The organism is Dactylosporangium vinaceum, assembly GCF_019904175.1.
GTDB classification, from domain to species: Bacteria; Actinomycetota; Actinomycetes; order Mycobacteriales; family Micromonosporaceae; genus Dactylosporangium; species Dactylosporangium vinaceum.
In genome coordinates this window covers 3,628,133-3,648,967 of sequence record NZ_CP061913.1, presented here as the reverse complement: position 1 = coordinate 3,648,967, position 20,835 = coordinate 3,628,133, and the positions used below count along the sequence as shown (strand labels likewise).

At 74.0% G+C, this 20,835-nt stretch carries 20 protein-coding genes and 1 pseudogene; 12 read left to right on the top strand and 9 right to left on the bottom strand.

Annotated elements, in window-relative coordinates; all coding sequences use genetic code 11:
- The first annotated feature begins 62 nt into the window (after positions 1-62).
- Positions 63-455: an NUDIX hydrolase gene (locus Dvina_RS16320; protein WP_223103323.1), complete on the top strand. Its 393-nt coding sequence runs from the start codon at positions 63-65 to the stop codon at positions 453-455.
- Positions 456-567: 112 nt separating this feature from the next.
- On the opposite strand, the gene Dvina_RS16315 is transcribed toward Dvina_RS16320, so the two are convergent.
- Positions 568-1,464 (bottom strand): hypothetical protein, encoded by an 897-nt coding sequence (locus tag Dvina_RS16315; RefSeq protein ID WP_223103322.1) that lies wholly within the window; start codon positions 1,462-1,464, stop codon positions 568-570.
- Between the two features lie 82 nt (positions 1,465-1,546).
- On the opposite strand from Dvina_RS16315, the gene Dvina_RS16310 reads away from it, so the two are divergent.
- The 7 genes from Dvina_RS16310 (at position 1,547) to Dvina_RS16280 (ending at position 8,097) form a co-directional block, all read left to right on the top strand.
- Positions 1,547-3,949: a VOC family protein gene (locus tag Dvina_RS16310; RefSeq protein ID WP_223103321.1), complete on the top strand. Its 2,403-nt coding sequence runs from the start codon at positions 1,547-1,549 to the stop codon at positions 3,947-3,949.
- A gap of 105 nt (positions 3,950-4,054) precedes the next feature.
- Positions 4,055-4,855: a hypothetical protein gene (locus Dvina_RS16305; RefSeq protein ID WP_223103320.1), complete on the top strand. Its 801-nt coding sequence runs from the start codon at positions 4,055-4,057 to the stop codon at positions 4,853-4,855.
- Positions 4,856-4,995: 140 nt separating this feature from the next.
- The gene (locus tag Dvina_RS16300) at positions 4,996-5,502 is read left to right on the top strand and encodes a GNAT family N-acetyltransferase (RefSeq protein WP_223103319.1); all 507 of its coding nucleotides are present in this window, start codon (positions 4,996-4,998) and stop codon (positions 5,500-5,502) included.
- Positions 5,503-5,559: 57 nt separating this feature from the next.
- Complete coding sequence (locus Dvina_RS16295; protein ID WP_223103318.1) at positions 5,560-6,144, top strand: TlpA family protein disulfide reductase; 585 nt, start codon at positions 5,560-5,562, stop codon at positions 6,142-6,144.
- Positions 6,117-6,983 (top strand): cytochrome c biogenesis CcdA family protein, encoded by an 867-nt coding sequence (locus Dvina_RS16290; RefSeq protein ID WP_246656254.1) that lies wholly within the window; start codon positions 6,117-6,119, stop codon positions 6,981-6,983. Before Dvina_RS16295 ends, Dvina_RS16290 begins: the two co-directional genes overlap by 28 nt.
- Before the next feature lie 32 nt (positions 6,984-7,015).
- A complete protein-coding gene (locus tag Dvina_RS16285; protein WP_246656253.1) occupies positions 7,016-7,366 on the top strand; it encodes a PadR family transcriptional regulator in 351 nt (116 codons plus the stop codon).
- Positions 7,363-8,097 carry a hypothetical protein gene (locus Dvina_RS16280; RefSeq protein WP_223103316.1) on the top strand — a complete coding sequence of 245 codons (735 nt, stop codon included), beginning with the start codon at positions 7,363-7,365 and terminating at the stop codon, positions 8,095-8,097. The genes Dvina_RS16285 and Dvina_RS16280 overlap by 4 nt, the downstream gene beginning before the upstream one ends.
- On the opposite strand, the pseudogene Dvina_RS16275 reads toward Dvina_RS16280, so the two are convergent.
- The 4 genes and pseudogenes from Dvina_RS16275 to Dvina_RS16260 form a co-directional block, all read right to left on the bottom strand.
- Positions 7,994-8,664, bottom strand: a pseudogene (locus Dvina_RS16275) (response regulator). The gene Dvina_RS16280 and the pseudogene Dvina_RS16275 overlap by 104 nt on opposite strands.
- The gene (locus tag Dvina_RS16270) at positions 8,661-9,812 is read right to left on the bottom strand and encodes a sensor histidine kinase (RefSeq protein WP_223103315.1); all 1,152 of its coding nucleotides are present in this window, start codon (positions 9,810-9,812) and stop codon (positions 8,661-8,663) included. The pseudogene Dvina_RS16275 and the gene Dvina_RS16270 overlap by 4 nt, the downstream one beginning before the upstream one ends.
- Positions 9,813-9,862: 50 nt before the next feature.
- Positions 9,863-10,615, bottom strand: coding sequence for an ABC transporter permease subunit (locus tag Dvina_RS16265; protein WP_223103314.1), 753 nt, complete (start codon positions 10,613-10,615; stop codon positions 9,863-9,865).
- Positions 10,612-11,514, bottom strand: a complete 903-nt coding sequence (locus Dvina_RS16260) for an ABC transporter ATP-binding protein (RefSeq protein ID WP_223103313.1) — start codon at positions 11,512-11,514, stop codon at positions 10,612-10,614. Before Dvina_RS16260 ends, Dvina_RS16265 begins: the two co-directional genes overlap by 4 nt.
- A gap of 172 nt (positions 11,515-11,686) precedes the next feature.
- Here Dvina_RS16260 and Dvina_RS16255 point away from each other — a divergent pair, with 172 nt between their 5' ends.
- Positions 11,687-12,700, top strand: a complete 1,014-nt coding sequence (locus Dvina_RS16255) for a pectinesterase family protein (protein WP_223103312.1) — start codon at positions 11,687-11,689, stop codon at positions 12,698-12,700.
- A 301-nt stretch (positions 12,701-13,001) separates the two neighbouring features.
- Here Dvina_RS16255 and Dvina_RS16250 read toward each other — a convergent pair whose 3' ends face one another.
- The 3 genes from Dvina_RS16250 to Dvina_RS16240 all read right to left on the bottom strand — a co-directional run bounded on the left by Dvina_RS16250 (position 13,002) and on the right by Dvina_RS16240 (position 15,604).
- On the bottom strand, positions 13,002-13,706 hold the full coding sequence (locus tag Dvina_RS16250; protein WP_223103311.1) for a tetratricopeptide repeat protein: 705 nt from the start codon (positions 13,704-13,706) through the stop codon (positions 13,002-13,004).
- 105 nt (positions 13,707-13,811) lie between these two features.
- Positions 13,812-14,459, bottom strand: coding sequence for a response regulator (locus tag Dvina_RS16245; RefSeq protein WP_223103310.1), 648 nt, complete (start codon positions 14,457-14,459; stop codon positions 13,812-13,814).
- Complete coding sequence (locus Dvina_RS16240; protein ID WP_223103309.1) at positions 14,447-15,604, bottom strand: sensor histidine kinase; 1,158 nt, start codon at positions 15,602-15,604, stop codon at positions 14,447-14,449. Before Dvina_RS16240 ends, Dvina_RS16245 begins: the two co-directional genes overlap by 13 nt.
- Before the next feature lie 111 nt (positions 15,605-15,715).
- On the opposite strand from Dvina_RS16240, the gene Dvina_RS16235 reads away from it, so the two are divergent.
- A complete protein-coding gene (locus Dvina_RS16235; RefSeq protein ID WP_223103308.1) occupies positions 15,716-16,870 on the top strand; it encodes a serine hydrolase domain-containing protein in 1,155 nt (384 codons plus the stop codon).
- A gap of 72 nt (positions 16,871-16,942) precedes the next feature.
- Here the strand turns inward: Dvina_RS16235 and Dvina_RS16230 are convergent, their stop codons facing one another.
- A complete protein-coding gene (locus tag Dvina_RS16230) occupies positions 16,943-18,235 on the bottom strand; it encodes a ricin-type beta-trefoil lectin domain protein (protein ID WP_223103307.1) in 1,293 nt (430 codons plus the stop codon).
- A gap of 289 nt (positions 18,236-18,524) precedes the next feature.
- Here Dvina_RS16230 and Dvina_RS16225 point away from each other — a divergent pair, with 289 nt between their 5' ends.
- Together Dvina_RS16225 and Dvina_RS16220 are read left to right on the top strand one after the other, a co-directional pair.
- Positions 18,525-20,189: a sensor histidine kinase gene (locus Dvina_RS16225; RefSeq protein WP_223103306.1), complete on the top strand. Its 1,665-nt coding sequence runs from the start codon at positions 18,525-18,527 to the stop codon at positions 20,187-20,189.
- Entirely contained in the window at positions 20,180-20,818 is a 639-nt protein-coding gene (locus Dvina_RS16220; RefSeq protein WP_223103305.1) for a response regulator transcription factor, read from the top strand. Before Dvina_RS16225 ends, Dvina_RS16220 begins: the two co-directional genes overlap by 10 nt.
- Positions 20,819-20,835 lie beyond the last annotated feature (17 nt).

Below are 20,835 nucleotides of genomic sequence, written 5' to 3'. Positions count from 1 at the left end.
GCCCAGCAGCATCGCACAATGCCGGATCGTTGAACAATCCACCGCCCAGTAGTCTCGTCACCGTGCCTGTGCTCCGCATCGTCGCCGCGGTCATCCGCGATCCGCACGACCGCTGGCTGGTCGTGCGCAAGCGCGGCACGACGGTCTTCATGCAGCCCGGCGGCAAGCTGGAGCCGGCCGAGTCCGCCGCCGACGCCCTGGTCCGCGAGCTGGACGAGGAGCTCGGCCTGCGCGTCGACGCCGCCGCGCTCAGGCACCTGGGCCGGTTCGCCGCGCCCGCCGCCAACGAGGCCGGCTTCACCGTCGACGCCGACGTGTTCACCGCCCCGCTCACCGGCCCGGTCGCGCCGCTCGCCGAGATCGAGGAGCTGCGCTGGATCGACCCGGCGGCGCCCGGCGACCTGGCCCTCGCACCCCTGCTCCGCGAGCACCTCCTGCCCCGCTCCCCCGCGTGACGCCCGGCCCGCCACGGCCGGGAGCGTGACGCAGGCGGTGCCCGCCGAGCCGATCACGGGCACCGTCGACCCCGTGCCCCCGGCGGCGACGCACAGCCGCGACGCGTGATCCCTAGCCCGCCACGGCCGGGAAGGTGACGTAGGCGGTGCCCGCCGAGCCGGTCACGGCCACCGTCGCCGGCGTGCCCTCGGCGGCGAAGCACAGCGGGGCCGGCAGCGGCGACGCGTGCCAGGCCGCGCCGGCGCCCGCCGTGGCCACCGCCGTGTCGAGCAGGTCGCGCAGCAGGCGGGCGGCCAGGCGGCCCAGCTCCTGCCCCGGGTGGGCGATGGCCGTCGCGTGGATGAACACGGCCCGGTAGAGCAGCTCGCGGACCCGCCGCTCCTCGACCGGCTCCAGGCCCGGCCCGGGCGGCGCGGCCGCGGTGCGCACGGTGAAGTCGACGCCGCCCACCGGCGTGATCGGCAGGACGAACGCGAGCAGCTCGGCGACCGCAGCGAGGCTCGCCGACCCCGGCGCCGGTGGGGTCGCGGCCGGGCGCAGCGAGAAGCGGGTCGTGCGGTCGCCGGTGCGGTGCAGCAGGTGCGGCGGCTCACCCGGCGCATCGAGCAGCAGCACGTCGGGGTCGACGGCGATCCAGGTGACGAGCAACTCGGCGATGTACGGCACCAGCTCCCCCAGCCGCGCCAGCTCCCCCGGGGCCAGGACCGCCGCGGCGCCCTCGGTCAGCCACGACGCCAGCTCGGCGACCCGCTCCGGCTGGGCCACGCCGAACCGGTTCACGGCCGGGCGGCGCAGGACGCGGACCGCTCGCGGGAGCGACTCGAGGCGGGCGTAGCGGGCCGCCTGCTCGGGTGGCGGCGGGTCGTCCCACGGGGAGAGCCACTGGATCGGGGCGCTCACCGCTGTCGCCTCGACGCACAGGGCCGGCGCCCAGCGGCTCAGGACCTGCAGGGCGGCGGGCAGCGGCGGCTGGAGCTGAGCCGGGGTCACGCCGTTGCCGCGTTCCATCCCGTTCCATGGGGGCGGGCACGCGGTACCATCGCAGCGCACCGCATTGACGACGTTCAGTAATCACCGGGGGGTGACGGCGATGAGCGACGGCGAGCCGGAGAAGTCCTCGCCGTGGAGGCGGGCCGGGCGGCACTCGGCCTCGCCGTTCGACGCGCCCTCGCCCTGGGCCGCCCCGCCGTTCCAGGCCGCCGACCGGGCCGAACCCGAGCCCGAGCCGGCTGAGCCCGCCGCCGAGGCACCCGCACCGCCCCCGCCTCCCGCGCCCGTCGAGGTGCTTGCCGCGTACGTCGACGAGCAGACCGAGCTCTCCGTGGTGGACGACTACGACGACGCCTACGCGCTGCCGGTCACCGAGCGTGACCCGGCGCCGGACCGGTACGCCCCCACCGATCGCCTGCCGCTGTGGGCCACACCGCCTGTCGAACCACCGCCGGTCCAGCCCGCACCGGCCCAGCCCACACTGATCCAGCCCGACCCGGTCCAGCCCGCACCGCGCAAGCCGGGACCGTTCGTACCGCCGCCGGCCCCGCCGCCGCGGCCGGCACCCGTCGAGATGTACGCGCCCGTGCCCGTCCAGCGGCCCGCGCCCCCCGCCCCGCCCGCGCCCCCGACGCCGCCACCGGGCCGGCCGGCCGGCAACCGGCTGCTGATCGGGCTGGGCGCCGCGGTCATCGTCATCGCGGTCGCCGCCGTCGCGGGCATCGCGTTCGTCGCGCTGCGCTCCTCGACACCGCACGACGACTCCCCGACGGCCGGGATCGCGGACGCGGTGGCGGCGATCGCGGACGCTCGCGGTACCCGTGCGGCGATGACGTTCGGGGACCGCAACGGCACACTCGTCGACGCCGAGTTCACGATGACCGCGGCCGGGCTCGGCACGGGCACGGTGAGCGATCCCGGCGGCGGGCGGGCCGAGGTGCGCACGAACGGGACCCGGACCGTGGTGCGGGCCGACGTGAACTGGTGGTCGCGGCGGGCCCCGGCGCAGGCGTCGGCGCTCGCCGACAAGTGGATCCTGCCGAAGGACGGGCTGATCCTGCCGATCGACATCGGGCGCGCCCTGACGCCCAAGGGCCTCGCCGAGTCCGTGCGGTTCGCGGCGTCGGGCAGCCCGAAGGCGGCCGGGACGGTGCCGTGGCTCGGGCGCGACGCCGACGTGCTCGACAACGGCGACTGGCTGCTGGTCAAGGCGCGCACCGAGCCGCGGTCGGTGGTGTGGTTCGGCGGGCACCTGAGCGGGCTCGGGCCGCTGCAGCCGGCTGGGCTGCGCGGTGGCCGGGGCGGGCTGCTGCCGCTGCCGGACGCGACGGGCGGGCGGTTCCGGCCCGCGTACCAGCCGTACAACGTGCCGCCGTATGTCGGGGTCACACTGTCCACAGCGGACGATGCGACGCTCGCCCAGGTGGAGCAGGCCGTCGGCGAGGTGCTGCCACCGCCGGACCAGGCGGGCTCGCCAGGCGCACCGGCACCACCCGCGTCGCAGGAGCACGTGCGCCTCACCGCGCCGTCGTTCGTCACCCAGGCCGACGACGGCGACTGCACCGGCCAGCGGTGCACGTGGAGCGTGAAGGTGACGAACAAGGGCAGCGCACCGTGCGACGCGACGGCCATCGCCTCGGTCAGCCCCGGCATGGCGCCGGTCACGACGCACCTGGGCGTCATCGACCCCGGCCAGTCCGCGTCGACACCGTCGATGACCTACGACAAGGCCGCCGGGCAGCAGAGCAAGGCAGCACAGGTGTACTGCCCCGCGCTGGACGGCCTCGACCCCGCTCCCCGCCGGCGCCTGGCCGCGCTGCAGTTCGACCCGTCGGCGTCGCCGAAGGTCGGCGCCCTCGACCCGGCGTTGCAGACCGTCCTGCTCAACGCGGCCGATGCGATGACCCGGGGCCGGACCGGGACCATGACGGACCAGGACCGCCAGCAGTTCCTGGCCGCGCTCGACCTGACCATCGCCGGGCAGCTCATACCCGAGGTCCGGGCCATCACCGAGTCCGGCCGCGTGGAGAACCCGGACGCACTGATCGGCGTCCTGCGCAATGCCTCCGGCGCCGCCGAGGCCTCGCTGCAGCTGCCGCTGCGCCGCGAGCTCGAGTTCGCCGCGAACCTGCTGCGCAACGACCCCAGCGCGCACCTGCGCCTGGACGACCGGACACCGACGGTCACCGACACGACGGCCAACCGGATCTACCGGCTGGCCGCCGTCACCGGGGACCGGCTGCTGCCGGACCGGCCCGCGAACGCGCCGACCGGCCTGTCCACGATCCTCGTGGTGTACCTGGAGCCGACCCGCCCCGAGCACGACCTCGACCGGCCGGGCTTCGCCCGGGTGCTGCACGACCCGCGGCACGCCCCGGCCGCGGCCGACACGCTGTGCCCCAACCGGCAGCCGGCGATGACCGAGCTGGTGCTCGTCAACCGGCACGGCGAGCAGCGCTGGACCGCGGCCCAGCTGCACGAGCTGGCCGACGCCTGCCCCTGACCGGCCAGCCGTCGCAAGTCAGCGCACAGTCGTTCGCAAGTCGCCGCCCCTACCCTCCTGGTGGCCGCGCCCGCCGCGGCCCATGACCAGGAGGACAGACACACCATGAAACACATAGCGGTCGTACTCGCCGGTGCCCTCACGCTCGGCACGCTCGCCGGCTGCGACGTCTCGGTGTCCACGAGCTCCGGCAAGGCCAAGGCGGCGGCGTCAAGCGCCCCGTCCGCGCCGCCGGTCCCGCCGCGGGAGGCCCTCGCCAACGCGGTGCAGGCGCTTGACACCGTGGCGTACAACTTCGGCATCAAACAGGGCGACACGAGCGGCGGCGGCCGCGTCGACCACACCGCCCACGCCGCGCTCGTCGACCTCAACGGCAGCCTGCCGCGCGGCGACGGCACCTCCGTCCACATCGCGCTCGCCTACACGATCGTGGCGCCCGACATGTGGGTGAAGGCCGACTTCGGCGACGGGCTCAACCAGAAGTACGACCTGCAGCCCGGCACCTGGATCCGCGTCGACCGCACGAAGGCCACCGGCACCAGCCACCCGGTCGACGCGAACGGCAACCCGAAGATCGGCTTCGACGACCTGCTGGCCGACCTGGCCGACGTCAAGCAGACCGACAAGACCCACTTCACCGGCACCGTCGACCTCACCGACGTCGACGGCATCCTGTCCCCGACGAGCGTCGCCCTGAAGAACGCCGGCGACAAGGCCAAGGCCCTCCCGTTCACCGCCACCCTCGACGACCGGGGCCGCCTGGCCACGTTCACCATCGACGGCTCGGGCGCCGACGCGGACCTGTCCACCCAGCTGACGTTCACCGGCTACGGCTCGGTCGCCCCGGTGGCCGCCCCGACGAGCGCCGTCGAGGCGTCGGCCAAGGTCTACGAGCTGCTCGGCTGACCCCACCCGGCGGCGCCGCGCCCCTCGCAGTTGGCGGCGCCGCCATTACTATCCTCGAATGCTGCGATGGATACTCGGCGTCCCCGGCGGGCTGACGCTCGGCGCGGGCAAGGCACCGGCGAGCGACAGCGGCACCGCCGGTGCGTGAGCTGGAGCGCCTGGCCGCCGGGCACGCCGCGGCGGTGCTGGCGTTCGAGGTGGCGAACCGGGCCTGGTTCGCGGCGACGATCTCCGACCGCGGCGAGGACTACTTCGCCCGGTTCGCCGAGCACTTCGCCGCCGACCTGGCCGACCAGGACGCCGGCACGTGCGCCTTCTACCTGCGGCTCGACGCGCACGGCGCGGTCCTCGCCCGGTGCAACCTCTACAACCTCGGCGACGGTACCGCGGACCTCGGCTACCGGGTCGCGCAGCACGCGGCCGGCCGGGGCGTCGCGACCGCGGCCGTCCTCGAACTGTGCGCGCTGGCCCGCGACCGCCTGCAGCTGCGCACGCTGCGGGCGGCCGTCTCCGAGCGCAACACCGCCTCGCAGCGGGTGCTGCGCAAGGCCGGGTTCGCCGCCACCGGACCGGCCGACCCGGCCGAGCTCGGCGGCAAGCCCGGCACCCGATACGCGCTCGACCTGACGCCGCCCGCCCCGGGCTGAACTCTGCACGGCCGCGCTCCGTACGACCCGGAGAAGGCCGATCCTGGGAGGGCTCGCATGCGCATCAGACCGGTCGTGGCCGTGCTCCTCGCGGCGTTGGTGCTGCTGCCGGCCGGGTGCGGCGGCTCGGGCGCGGCGACCGCCCCGAAGTTCGACGCCAAGGCCGCGGCGGCCTCGGACGGCCCGGTCGTCCCGGCCGCGACGTCGACCGCGCCCACGGCACCGGCGGTGGTCCCCGACGCGCTCAAGTTCACCGGCACCACGCTCGAGGGCCAGCCCTTCGACGCGGCAAAGTACGCCGGGCGCCCGGTCGTGCTGTGGTTCTGGGCGCCCTGGTGCGCCGTCTGCCTCGGCCAGGCGTCGACAGTCGGGGACCTGGCCAAACAGTACGACGGCAAGGTCACCATGGTCGGCGTCGCCGGGCTCGACAAGAACACGAAGGCGATGCACGAGTTCATCGCCGAGGGCGAGGTCGGCAACGTCACCCACCTCAACGACTCGGCCGGGGCCATCTGGCGCAAGTTCGGCGTCACCCAGCAGAGCTTCTTCGTCATGATCGACCGCAAGGGCAAGATCCAGCTGAACGGGTACCAGGACACCGTCACCCTGGGCCAGTGGGTCGCCTACCTGGACCAGCACTGACCATGCTGCTCCTGGCGCTCGCGGCCGGCGTGCTCGCCGCCGTCAACCCGTGCGGCTTCGCGCTGCTGCCGGCGTACCTGTCCCTGTTGGTCCTCGACGAGGGCGAGTCCCGCCGCCGCGCGGTCGGCCGGGCACTGCTGAGCACCCTCGGCCTGACCATCGGCTTCGTCGGCGTCTTCGGCCTGGTCGGCGCCGCGCTGACCCCGGCGCTGGGCTGGCTGCCGCAGCGGCTGCCGTGGTTCACGATCGGGTTCGGCCTGCTGCTGGCGGTCCTCGGCGGCTGGCTCGCGGCCGGTCACCGCCTGCCCGCCCTGCCGTGGCGCCCGTCGAGGGCCCCGGCGCTGACCCGCTCGCTGCCGTCGATGGCGCTCTTCGGCGCCGCGTACGCCCTGGCCTCCCTCAGCTGCACCATCGGCCCGTTCCTGGCCATCGTCGTGTCGAGCCTGCAGGCGTCCTCGGCGTGGGACGGCATCGGGCTGTTCGTCGCGTACGCCGCGGGCATGGGCCTGGTCGTCGGCGCGGCCGCCGTCGCCGTGGCCCTCGTGCGCACGTCGCTGCTGGCCCGCGTCCGCCGCAGCGGCCCGCTGATCGCGCGGGCGGCCGGCGTCCTGATGCTGCTCACCGGCGCCTACGTCGCGTACTACGGCTGGTATGAGGTCCGTCTCGCCGCCGACGGGCCGCGCGCGCTGCGGGACCCGGTGATCCGGGCGGCCGCCGGCGTCCAGGAGCGGCTCGCCCACGGCCTCGACTCGGCCGGCGTCTCCGTCATCACCGCCGCGTTTCTGGTACTGCTCCTGGCCGCGCTGGTCCTCGGAAGGCGCGCCGCCCACCGGTCATGAGCATATACCGCGCGATGGTATATGCTCTCGGTGTGGAGTCACTGAGTGAGCAGTCGTTCCTGATCCTGGCCGCCCTCGCGGACCAGCCGCGGCACGGCTACGGCCTCGTCACCGAGGTCGCCGCCATGTCCCAGGACCGCATCCAGCTGCGGGCCAGCACCCTCTATGCGGCCCTGGAGCGCCTGACCGGCCGCGGCCTGGTCGAGCCCGAACGCGACGAGGTGGAGAACGGCCGCCTGCGCCGCTACTACCGCCTGACCGACACCGGCGCCGCCGCGGTGCAGGCCGAGACCGAGCGGATGACCACCCAGGCCCGCGCGGCGAAGCAGCGCCTGGCCCGGCGCGCCCAGCAGCCCGCACCCCGGCTGGGACTGAGCGGATGAGCGCCGCACCGCTGGAGCGCCGCTACCGCCGGCTGCTGCACCTGCTGCCGCCCGACCACCGGGCCGCCCGCGGCGAGGAACTCCTGGGCCTGCTGCTCGACCTCGACGAGGGCCGCGACCGCCCCAGTCCCCGCCAGGCCCTCGGCGTGATCGGCCTCGGCCTGCGCCTCCGCCTGCCCGGCGCGGCGTCCCTGCTGATGGCCGCGCTCCTGATCGCCTTCACCGCCGAGCCGGCCCGCGACGCCTACCTCCTCTCCACCGGCGCCATCGCGTTCGCCCCCGACGCCGGGTCCCCGCTGTCCATCTGGACCGCCCTGGTCCTGGCCCCCACGCTGTTCCGCCTGTCCGTCACGGTGGCCTGGCTGCTCGGCGCCCGCCGCACCGCCCTGGCCCTGTTCGCCGCACCGCCGGCCATCTCGGCGGTCCTCTTCGGCGGCGGCGTCCGGCCGGTCGACCTGCTCCTCCTGCCACTGGCCGCCGCGGTGATATGGCGATGGCCGGCCCCACGCCCACGGTTCGCACTGCTTGCCGCGATCCCGTTCGCGATGCTGCTGCTGGCGCTCACCGCAGGCCTGAACCGCCCCTGGAGCTCCGCGTCGAGCCTGCCCGTCGCAGCCGTCGTCGCCGTCATCGGTGCGGCCGGATCAGTCCTTGCTCGTAGGCGAACACCACCACCTGCACCCGGTCGCGCAGCCCCAGCTTCGCCAGCAGACGACCGACGTGCACCTTGACCGTCGCCTCCGACAGGCACAGCTCCGCGGCGATCTCGGCGTTGGACCGGCCGGCGGCCACGTGGGTCAGGACCTCGCGCTCCCGGCCGGTCAGCCGATCCAGCCGCTCGTCGTGCGGGGACGGCCGCCCGCCGGGTCCGGCAGGTGCGGCAGGAACGTGTCGAGCAGCCGCCGCGTCACCGCCGGCGCGACGACCGCGTGCCCGCCGGCGACCGAGCGGATCGCGGTCACCAGGTCGTGCGGCGGCACGTCCTTGAGCAGGAACCCGCTGGCCCCGGCCCGCAGCGCCGCATACACGTACTCGTCCAGATCGAACGTCGTGAGCACCAGGATGCGGGCCGCCGCCCCCGCGCCGACGATCCGCCGCGTGGCCTCGATGCCGTCCAGGACCGGCATCCGCACGTCCATGAGCACGACGTCCGGCCGCAGCGCCCGCGTCATCGCGATCGCCTGCTCCCCGTTGCCGGCCTCACCGACGACGACGATGTCCGGCTGCGCCTCCAGCACCAGCCGGAAGCCCAGGGACAGCAGCGGCTGATCGTCGACAAGCAGCACCGACACCGTCATGCGAGCACCGGCGATTCGAAGCTGAGCCGGGCCCGGACCTGCCAGCCGGCCCCGTCGCGCGGCCCCGCCTCGACGGCCCCGCCGTAGAACGCGGCCCGCTCCCGCATCCCGGTCAGCCCGTGCCGATCCGCGGCGTCCGGGATGCCCGCCGCCCGCCCGGCGCCGTCGTCGACGATCGTGAGCTCGGCCGACCGCTGATCGAAGCGCAGCCGCACCTCGGCCGCCGCACTCGGCCCCGCGTGCTTGAGCGTGTTGGTGAGCGCCTCCTGCACGATGCGGTACACGACGAGCCCGGCCCCGGGCCCCCACGGCCCGGGCGTGCCGTCGCGGATCAGCGCCACCCGGACGCCGGCCGCCCGCACCCCGTCGACGAGCGCGTCCAGGTCGTCGAGGCCGGGCTGCGGGGCCACGGGGCTGCGCCGCGGCGGCCCGACCGTCCCGCGGCGCAGGAGGCCCACGAGGCGACGCATGTCGTCGAGCGCCTGGCGCCCGGTGGCCGAGGCCTGCCGCATCACGTCCGCGGCCCGCCCCGGGTCCGCCGGCACGGTGGCCGCGGCCCCGTCGGCCAGCGCCACCATGACCGCCAGGTTGTGCGCCACGATGTCGTGCATATCCCGGGCGATGCGCGTGCGCTCCTCCGCGACCGCCAGGCGCGCCTCCCGGTCCCGGTCGAGCTCGAGCCGCCGGGCGCGGTCCTCCAGCGCGGTGAGGTACGCGTGCCGGGTCCGCTGGTTGATCCCGATCAGCGCCGCCGCCACGGTGATCGCGGTCACCGCCGCGAACGCCGTCCACGGGAACGCCTCGTCGAGCCGGTTGAGCCAGCCGGGCAGCACCACCGCCGCGACGCCGGGCCACACGAACCGGGCCGGCCGGTAGCGCGCGACCGCATGCAGCGCCGCGAGCGGCACGAACAGCCCGGCCGGCGACTCGATGCGGGCCGGGCCGAGCAGGACGAGCAGCAGGGCCGTCCCCCACAGCACGAGCACCGGCGCCCGCCGCCGCCAGATCAGCGGCGCCGGCAGCAGCACGCAGGCCGCCCAGTCCAGCAGCCCACCGCCGTGCTGTGTCGCGCCGGTCCGCCCGCTGAGCACGATGGCGCAGATCGCCGCCACCGCCGCCGCCACCGCAACGTCCGCCCGCATCCGCATGCCCGTCATCCTCCTCGCCTGCGGGTGAGTCGGCCGTGAGCGAACCCGCCTCACGGGTCGCGGCGGCGCAGGGCCACCCCACCGGCGGCCAGCGCGACCACCACCCAGGCGAGCAGGACCAGGGCCGCGGACCCGGGCGGGAGAATGCGGGCCGAGCCACCCCCGGGCAGCGCATACAGGGCCTGGGCGGCGGCCACCGGCACGTAGCGCACGACGTCGTCGGCGCGCCCGGCGGGCAGCACCGCGCCGAGGATCGCGGGCAGGACGAGCATCGACAGGACGTACACGGTGATCGCGGCGGCCGTGTGCCGCAGCAGTGCGCCGATGCCCAGGCCCAGCAGGGCCAGCGCCACGGGCGCGAGCGCGGCGCCCGCGGTGGCGCGCACCAGGCCGTCGGTGCCGAGGGCGAAGCGGTCCGCGGCCGGCGTGCAGACCCAGTCGGCCAGCAGCGACGCGGCGCACACGACAAGCATCAGCGGTGTCGCGGCCGCCGCGAGCACCACCGCCTTCGCCCACAGCACCGGCAGGCGCCGCGGCACGGCGGCAAACGTGGCGCGGATGAGGCCGGAGCCGTACTCGCCGGTGACCATCAGCATCCCGAACACGCCCAGCACGATGGAGAAGACGTCGACCGCCAGGAACGCCTGCGCCGGCCGGTGCTCCTGCGCGGCGGCGCCGATCGCCGCGGCCAGCCCGACGGCGGCGACGCCCACGACGGCGAACACCACCCAGGTCGAGCGCAGCGCCCAGAACTTGCCCCACTCCGCGCGCACGACCCGGCGGAAACTCGTCCGGTGGCTCACACCCCCACCCCGTATTCGACGCTCGCCCGCGTCAGCTCCATGTAGGCCTCCTCCAGCGACGCGCGGTGCGGCGTCAGCTCGTGCAGCGCGATGCGGTGGGCGGCGGCCAGCTCCCCGATCGCCGCCGCGTCGACCCCCTCGACCTCGAGGCCGTCAGTCGTGTCGTGCAGCTGCGCCGGTTGTACCGGGAGCAGCTCCCGCAGCGCATCCAGCCGCGGCGAGCGCACCAGGCACCGTCCACCGCGGACCCGGCCCACCATGTCGGCCATGCTCTCGTCGGCGAGCAGGCGACCGGCCCCGACGATGAGCAGGTGATCGGCGGTGAGCGCCATCTCGCTCATCAGATGGCTGGACACGAGCACCGTGCGCCCCTGCGCGGCGAGCTCCTTGAGCAGCGTGCGGATCCACAGCACGCCGTCGGGGTCGAGTCCGTTGACAGGCTCGTCCAGGATCACCACCGCCGGGTCGCCCAGCAGCGCGGCGGCGATCCCCAGCCGCTGCGCCATCCCGAGCGAGAACCCGCCGGCCCGCCGGTCGGCGACCGCGGCCAGCCCGACCCGCTCCAGCACCGCACGGACCCGGGCGGCCGGCAGCCCGTGCGTGCGGGCCAGCCCGAGGAGGTGCTGGCGGGCCGTGCGTCCCCTGTGGACGGATCGCCCGTCGAGCAGCGCACCCGCCGCGCACAGCGGCGCGGCGTGGTCCCGGTATGCTCGCCCGCCGATCCGCGCGGCCCCCGCCGTCGGCCGGTCCAGCCCGATCATCATCCGCATCGTCGTGGACTTCCCGGCGCCGTTCGGCCCGAGGAACCCGGTGACCCGCCCCGGTCGCACGACGAACGACAGCCCGTCGACGGCGGTCGTGGCCCCGAACCGTTTCGTCAGCCCTTCAACCTCGATCATGCCCACGACGCTAGGGCGACCGCCGGCCGCGCGAATCCCTCCGAGGTCGACCGCGGCCCGGGTGGCGGTACGCCTCAGGTCGTACGTAACTTTCACCCGACCGCTATTTGCACCGGCTGCCATCAGTTGCAGAACCTTGACAAGGCCGACATGTGAGCGCTCACAGTCAGGGATGCCTCCTACGACACGACGGCCACTGACCGCCACCGGCGCCGTCCTCGCGACCGCGGTGCTCGCGGTCACCGCCGTCAGCACCGATGCGTCAGCCGCCAGCACCATCACCGTCGCGGCCGACGGCTCGGGCAACTACACCACCATCCAGGCCGCCGTCGCGGCCGCGTCCACGGGCACCGTCATCACCATCAAGGCCGGCACGTACCAGGGCCAGGTGAACATCCCCAGCAGCAAGTCCGGCATCACCCTGCAGGGCGCCACCGGCACCTCCGGCGACATCGTGATCACCGGCAACAAGCCGCAGTCCACCGCCGGCACGCAGGGCAGCGCCACCGTGCTCAACCTGGCCAAGGACACCACCATCAAGGGCCTGACCATCCAGAACACCTACGCCGCGCACGACAGCCAGGCCCTCGCCCTCTACGCCGGCGGCGACCGGCAGGTCTACCGCAACGTCCAGCTCAAGGGCTACCAGGACACGTTCCTGTCCTGGGGCGGCACCGGCAGCGCGCAGGTACGCCAGTACGTCTACAAGAGCTACATCGAAGGCGCCGTCGACTTCATCTACGGCAACGGCGCCCTCGTCATCGACAGCACCACGATCCGCTCCCTCGACCGGGGCAGCTCCAACAACGGCTACATCACCGCCGCGGCCACGAACGCCAGCAACAAGTTCGGCATCCTCATCACCCGCTCCACACTGCTCAGCAGCGCCGCCGCGCAGACGGTCGCCCTGGGCCGCTGCTGGCACGCGGGCGGCGCCGCCGACGCGATCGGCCAGGTCCTCGTCCGCGACTCCAACCTCGGCGCCCACATCCGCCAGGCCGGCGCGTGGCAGGACATGAGCGGCTTCTCCTGGAAGACCTGCCGCTTCAGCGAGTACAACAACACCGGCTCGGGCGCCACGAACGGCACAGGCGACCGCCCCCAGATGAGCGCGTCGACGGCGAGCGGCTACACGTCCCAGAAGTACCTGGCCGGCGCCGACGGCTGGAACCCCGTCCAGCCGTAACCCCGCATCCATCCGAACACCACCCCGGGAGCGCGACGGCCGCGTGCACAATACCGTGCACAACGACCCGTCGCGCCCCGGCCGGCCCTTCCCCGCCGGTCGAGTCGCCACACGGCCGGCGGCGGCCTGACGCGAGCCCGCCCACGTCACGAGAGCGGGTTGCGGCAACGGATCGAGCCGTTGCTGCCCAGTCGTGTCCCACACGATCCGCGGCGTCCCGGATCGGCAGGTGCCCTGTGGAATCTTGGTCGTGCGGCACACTGAGACCACTCTTCAGGAATCCGTGGCACTCAGCCGGGCCTCAGCCGCGCAACTGCTCGAGGTAGCCGGCGAGGGTCTCAGCACCGCGTTCGTCACCGCGCGCAAGGGCGTCGGCGCGCAGCCGCTCAAACAGCTCGATCGACTCGCGGACCCGGCCGACGGCGGCCAGCACGCGCCCGGCCTGCCACTCGAGCCGATTGGTCTCGGCCGACTCGACGCCGTGCACCCGTCGACTGCGCTCCAGCAGATCCTCCATGAGCTCGGCCGCGCCGGCGAAGTCCTCGCGCACCTCGAGGTTCAGCGCCAGCACGTGCCCGATGTGGATGGTGCCGGGGTCGTCGGGCAGCACGGCGCGGAGCATGCCGAACGTCTCGCCCAGCACCACACCGGCATCGCCCCATTGGCGCAGATTGGCGTAGGCACCGGCGAGCAGCCTGGCCGAGACCCCGACCTCCAGCGGCCGGTCCAGCTCGCGGTAGATGTCGTACGCAACCCGGGCGGCAGCGGCCAGCCGGTCGAAGTGCACGGCCTTGACCGTGTACAGCCGGGCCAGCTCAACCGCCGCCCGCGCGACGTCCTCCCGATCGGCGACCCGCCCCGTGCGCTCGGCAATCCGGCGCCGGACCTTCAGATCGTCCTCGAACCGGGCCATCGCCGCCTCGAAATCACCCTGCCGCAGGCTCTGCTCGGCCAACTGCAGGTTGGTGCGCACCGTCCACCTGGAGAGCCGGGCGAGTGGGTTCATCCATTCACTGTAGTCGCTGCATTGCCAGCCTTCTCCTCGCCTGCCGAGAGCGGGCTCTCATAACGGCGACCAATCACACGGGGACGGCGAACCTCGACGCGGCCGTCAGCGGCCGGCCGCGTTGAGGTGGGCGAGCACCGCGAGGACCCGCCGGTGGCCGCTGTCGGTCACGGCCAGCCCCAGCTTCGCGAAGATGTTGCCGATGTGCTTGTGCACGGCATTGTCGGTGATGACCAGCCGCTCCCCGATGGCGGTGTTGCCGAGCCCCTGCGCCATCAGCCCGAGCACCTCGCGCTCCCGGGCGGTGAGCGCCGCGATCGGATCACCCGCCCGCTGGACGAGCTGGGCGATGACCTCCGGGTCCATCGCGGTCCCACCCGCCGCGACCCGGCCCAGCGCCTCCACGAACTCGTCGACCCGGCTGACGCGGTCCTTGAGGAGGTACCCGAGCCCGCCCCCGCTCGTCGTGAGCAGCTCGGACGCGTACTGCTGCTCGACGTACTGCGACAGCACCAGCACCGGCAGCCCGGGGTGCTCGCGACGGGCCTGCAGGGCGGCGCGGATACCCTCGTCGCGAAACGTCGGCGGCAGGCGCACGTCGACGATGGTGACGTCGGGCCGGTGCCGGCGCACGGCGGCCAGGAACGCGTCGGCGTCCCCGGCGACGGCGTCGACCTCGAAGCCGGCCCGGCCCAGCAGCAGCTCGAGCCCGGAGGACAGCAGCACGTTGTCCTCCGCGATCACCACCCGCACGGCAGCTCCACCGTGATCGCGGTCGGCCCGCCGGCCGGGCTGTCGACGACGACGGTGCCGTCAAGCGCGTGCACCCGGCGGCGGATGCCGGCGATGCCGGTGCCACGGCGGTCGTCGGCGCCGCCGGTCCCGTTGTCGGTGATGACCACCGAGAGGCGGTCGGCGCTGCGACCCAGGCGCACCCCGGCCGCTGTCGCCCCGCTGTGCTTCGTGACGTTGGTCAGGGCCTCGGCGACCGCGAAGTAGACGACGGCCTCCACCGCCGCCGGCACCCGCTCCAGCTCGCCCATGTCCAGCCGGGTCGGGATGCCGCAGCGGGTGGTCACCGCGGTCAGGGCACCGTCGAGGCCACGGTCGGCCAGGATCGGCGGGTAGACGGTCCGGACCACCTCGCGCAGCTCGGTCATGGCCTCCTCGGTGCCCTCGTGCGCGTCGCGCAGCAGCCCGGCCACGAGCTGCTCGTCGCGCGGGTTGTCGGCGAACGCCTGCCGGGCCACGGCCAGCCGCAGGGCGATGGCCACGAGCCGGGCCTGGGTGCCGTCGTGCAGGTCACGCTCGATCCGACGCAGCTCCGCACCGTGCGCGTCGAGCACGTCGGCGCGGGTGCGGGTCAGCACGGCGACCCGCTCGGCGAGCTGCTCCTGCGCGGTGTGCGCCAGCACGGCCAGGCAGATCCGGGCGTGCACGCGCGCGACCGGCGGGAAGCTCAGGTACGCCAGGATGCTCAGCAGCACGATCTGCAGCGGCCCGAACGTCAGCGCCGTCACCCATCCGTGCACCGGGATGTCCATGAACAGCTTCGGCCCGTCGTCCGGCCCGAACGCCCACCACAGCGACGCGGCGATCACCCCGACGACGATGTTGCCGGCGCACAGCAGCGCGGGCAGCCCGAGCGCCAGCCCGGTCACCGCATGGACGGGCAGCCACAGCAGGGCCCGGGCGGTCCGGCCGCGGGTGGCCGCCGGCGCGGGCGGCGTCCCGAGCAGGCGCCCGGCCCGCTCACCGTGCCAGTCCGCCCAGAGCCGGGCGAGCCGGGGCACGCACAACAGCGGCAGCGCGAGCACCGTCACGACACCGGAGAGCAGCGCACCGAGAAGGTAGACCCCGCCGCGCCACGCCTGCACCCAACCCTGCCCCCACCGCACGGCGTCGAGTGTGCCCGGCCACGCCGGCCCTGTCACTACAGCCCGCTGTAACGCCGATCCGGTGGCGCATGGTAGCGACCCGCACCCGCGCCGCTCCTACCGTCGGACGGCATGAGACTGCCCCTGATGGCCAAGGCGACACTGCTGGCGCTCGCGCTCACCGCCGCCGGACTGCCGCTCACCGCCCACGCGGCCGACGCCGCCGCCACCCGCCCTCTCCTGCAGCGCGACGCCGACGCCATCCGCGACCTGGGCGTGACAGGCGTACAGGCCCGCGTCAGCACCGCCGAGCGCAGCCTGGCCGTCACGAGCGGCGTCGCCGACCGGACCACCGGCCGCCCGGTCCCCACCGAGGGCCGCTTCCGGATCGCGAGCACCCGCAAGGCGTTCGTCGCCACCGTCGCCGTACAGCTGGCCGGCGAGCACCGCCTGGCCCTTGACGACACCGTCGAACGCTGGCTGCCCGGCGTCGTGCGCGGCCCCGGCTACGACGGCCGCGCCATCACGGTGCGCCAGCTGCTGCAGAACACCAGCGGCATCCCCGACGACCTGCCCGGATACACCAACGAGCAGGAGTACACCGAGCAGCGCTACGACGTCTGGACCCGCGAGCAGCTCGTGGCCCGGGCCATGACCCACCCGCTGACCTTCCCGCCCGGCACCGCCTGGGGCTACTCCAACACCGGCTTCATCCTGGCCGGCATGGTCATCGAACGCGTGACCGGCCACCCACTGCACCAGGAGATCACGGACCGCATCCTCCGCCCGCTCGGAATGACCCAGACCACATTCCCGGGTACCGCACCAACCCTCCCCCGCCCGCACGCCCACGCCTACGAGCTGTTCAGCCCGGGCAACCTCGTCGACGTCACGGAACAGGTCTCCGGCGACCCGGACTCGATCATCTCCAGCACCCGCGACCTGGCCCGCTTCTTCCGCGCCCTCATGACCGGCGACCTGCTGACCCCGGCCGAGCGGGCCACCATGCAGCACACGGTCCCGATCGACGCCGAGGTCGAGCAGGTCTGGCCCGGCGGCCGCTACGGCCTCGCCCTGGCCGCCCGCCCCCTGCCCTGCGGCGGCGTCTACTGGGGCCACGACGGCGGCGACGCGGGCTACATCACCGTCACCGGCGTCACGCCCGACGGCCGCCGCAGCGCCATCGTCTCCATGTCCACCGCCCTGGGCGACTCCCTGGAGCACCACCTCCAGCAGCAACGAGCCGCCGACACCCTGATCCAGCACGCCCTGTGCACCCACCCGTAGCGATCCGACGCCACCACTCACCGGGGGCGTGCGCACCACCCCCGCGGTGAGCACGCCCCGACCGCGAACGGGTCAGTACGAACAGCCCCCTGCCGGCAGCGACGCCGGCCCCGGCACGGCGGCGTTGTCGTACAGCGCGACGAGCATCGGCTGCGGGCACCGCATCCCGTTGTACGCGATGTCCAGGTGCAGGTGCGGCCCGGTGGCGTCGCCGGAGCCCTGGGCGCCGGGAACGCCGCCGGACAGGCCGAGCTGCCGCCCGGCGCCGACCCGCCCGCCGGTGACGTCCCGGCGGGACGCGTGGCAGTACGTGTACTGCGCGCCGTCGTCGCCGCTGATCCGCAGCCCCCAGCCGCAGGCGGCGTTGTCGACGGTGGAGACGGTGCCCGAGGTGACGGCGTAGAACGGTGTGCCGGCGCCGACCGCGATGTCCACCGCGGCATAGTCATGGTGCGGCCTGGACAGCGACGCCACGCTCACGGAGGACCGGGGCAGCGGCAGGGCGTAGTTGCCCGCGCTGCGGCTGGCCCACACCGCCACCCGGCCCGGCGCGTAGACGACCAGGTTGCCGTCGCTCTGCATGTCGACGTAGGCGCCGCCCTGCCCGGTGCCGGTCGCCCACTGCGCGACGTGCCCGGACCCGTACAGCACCAGGTTGCCGTCGCCCTGCATCTCCAGCGTCGGGCCTGCCGCGAAGGTGTTCGTCGACCACTGGGCGGTGTGGCCCGGTCCGTAGACGACAAGGTTGCCGTCGGTCTGCATCTCGGCCGTGTAGTCACCGCTCACCAGGGCCTCGGCCGGGTTCAGGGTCTCGCCGGCGCCGAGGCGGAACAGGCTGTTGGGCCAGGACTGCCACGGGTTGGTGTTGCAGTCCCACAGCTGCACCAGAGCGCCCTGCTGGTCTTTGGTGGCGTTGCGGTCGGCGTCCAGGCAGCGGCCGTTGTACTGGCTGTGGATCTTCCGGTCGGCGCCGATCGTCCACTTCTGCCAAGGATTGTTGTTGCAGTCCCACATCTGCACGATCGCGCCGAGCTGGTCGCGGGTGCCGCCTCCACCGTCCGCGTCGAGGCAGCGCCCGTCGTAGCGGCTCTTGATGTGCCCGTCGCCGGTGGCGACCCAACGCTGCCATTTGTTGCTGTTGCAGTCCCACATCTGCACGATCGCGCCGTTGGCGCCCTTGGTGCCGAACCCGTCCGCGTCCAGACAGCGGCCGTTGTAGTCGCCGACGATGCGGCCCGGGTCCTCGGGCGGGGCGAGCGCCGACGCGGCCGACGGCCCGCTCAAGGCGCTGAGCGACGCCAGCAGCAGCGCGGCCGGCAGGCCCAGCCTCACGACCCGGGCCGATCCATTCCTGATGTACATCATGCAACCTCCGACAATTGATCGGAAATCGACGATATGATGCCCACCCGCCCACCAATACCCGGAAAACCCTCACGTTGCCGATCACGCGATCCGGAATCGTTCGCCCGTCCGTGCAATTGCCCGGTCCGCCCACATCCAGCAGCATGAACGTGTGGAACCGGCCTGGCGGACATCGATTTCCGCAAATGGCAAGGCCATCGGGCGGGGCCCGGTTCTGGTCAGCGCCGCCGCGGCAGTATGCGCGATAGCGTCATGGGCTCCGCGCTGGGGCGACGATTTCCTCACGGGCGTGCTGTACGTGCTCGACGTGACCTCGTTCGCCGCGACCGGCGCCTTCCTGCTCGCCGACCGCCGCACCGGCCGCCTCGGCTGGGGCATGATCGGCGCCGCGTTCTGCTACGCCGTGTCGTGGTGGTGGATCTGGCCGTCCTCCTGGCAGACCGGCCCCGCCCCGATCGTCTCCTTCGTGCTGGGCTACGGCTGGTTCGTCGTCGGCGGCCTGGCCCTCGTGCGCTATCCGGAGCCCGCGCTGACCCGCCGCAGCGAACGCACCTACTTCGCGGCTCTGGCCATCTGGGTCTTCGGCGGCAAGCTGGCCGTGGCCGCCGTGTCCGAGCCGGAGTGGAAGCGCTGGAACCCGCACGCATGGTGGCCGACGGTCTCCGCCGACCGGCATCTGTTCCGGCTCACCGACAGCATCGTCGGAGCCGGCATCACCGTCCTCGCGCTGATGCTGCCGGTCCTGCTGCTGCTCAAGATCCGGCGGTCCCGGCGGCTCGAGCGCGCAGACATGCTGCCGGCCACCGTGGCCGCTGTCGCGATCGGCGTCGTCGGCGGCATCTACCTTACCGCGCTGCAGCTGCACCTGACCGGACACCTCACCGACGCGCTGCGCGCCCTCATCGCCCTCGCCGCACTCGTCGCGCCCATCGCGTTCATCGTCAGCCTGATCCAGCGGCGCCTGGCCGTCGGCTCGGTCGCCTCGCTGATCGGGCCGCTCGCAGGCTGCCGCACCATCGGAGACGTCGAGCACGCCCTGCGCCAGAAGCTCGACGACCCGGCGCTCGTGCTCGCCGTCCGCACCGGCGCATCCGGGTACCTGTCCCGTGACGGCTACCCGCTGCCGCCAACCGTCGCCACCCGCTGGCCGGTCGATGTACGCGCCCCCGGCGGCCGGCCGATCGCCGTGCTGCTCGTCGACCCGGACCTGCGCCGCCTCGCACCCGCCGTGCACATCGCCGCCCAGGCCGCCGGCATCGTCCTGGACAACGGCATCCTGCAGCACGACCTCGCGGACAGGCTCGGCGACTCCCAGCAGTCGCGGCGGCGGCTCACCCAGAGCGCCCTGTCCGAGCGGCAACGCATCGGCCACGAGCTGCACGACGGCGTCCAGGCCTCGCTACAGGCCGTGAAGCTGCACCTGGGCCGGGCTCGGCTCCACTTCCGCCGGCACCGCCAGGCCCACGACGACCGGCACCGCACGCAGCAGCTCGCCGACGCGAGCACCGCCGTCGAGGACGCGCAGGCGGCGCTGCGCCGGGCCGTCGAGGACCTGCGCAGCCTGGCCCGCGGCATCTATCCGGAGGCCCTGGAGGACGGGCTGCGCGCCGCGCTGCAACGCGTCCTGCGTAGCCTGCCGCTGCAGGTCACCCTGCAGATCGACGAGGCCCGCGCCGCGCGCGAGGTGGAGCTGTTGATGTACCTGCTCATCTGCGAGGCGGTGACGAACGTCGTCAAGCACGCCGGGGTGACGCAGGCCCGGGTGACCACCGCTGTCGCCGATGGCGTAGCCCTCGTACGGGTCAGCGACCACGGATGCGGCGGCGCCCGCCCCTCGCCCGGCTCCGGGCTGGCCGCGCTGACCGAGCGGGTCCGATCCCTGCGCGGCGACCTGACCGTCACCAGCGCGCCCGGCCACGGCACGGTGGTGGAGGCGGTGATCCCGTGCGGGTAGCCGTCGCCGAGGACAACGCCGACTTCCGCGAGAGCCTCGTGCTCATGCTGCGCTCGATGGGCATCGACGTCACCCACGCCGCCGCCACCGGACCCGACCTCGTCACCGGCATCGCCACGGCGCCGCCGGACGTTGCCGTGCTCGACATCCGCATGCCACCCGGCGGCTCCGTCGAAGGCTTCCGCACGGCCGAACGCATCCGCCGGCAGCATCCGCAGGTCGGTATCCTGCTGCTGTCGCAGTACGACGAGATCTTCTACGCGGCGCGGCTGCTGGAGCAGATTCCCACCGGCGTCGGCTACCTCAAGAAGGACCACGCCGACGACGACGAGCTGATGCGCACCGTCTTGACCCGCATCGCCGACGGCGGCGTCTTCATCGACGACCAGCTCAGCGCCCGGATCGAGGCGGCCTCGGCGCAGCACCTGACCGGCCGAGAACTCGATGTGCTCCGGCTCGTCGCCACCGGCCTGTCCAACAAGGCGGTCGCGGCAGAGCTGTACATGGCGGAGACGACCGTGGAGCGGCACCTGACGAACCTGTTCCAGAAGCTGCGGCTGCCCTCCGACGCCCGCCACAACCGCCGGGTGCTGGCGATCCTGCGCTGGCTCGAGGCCGCACCACCCTGACCCGGCCGGCCGGCGGC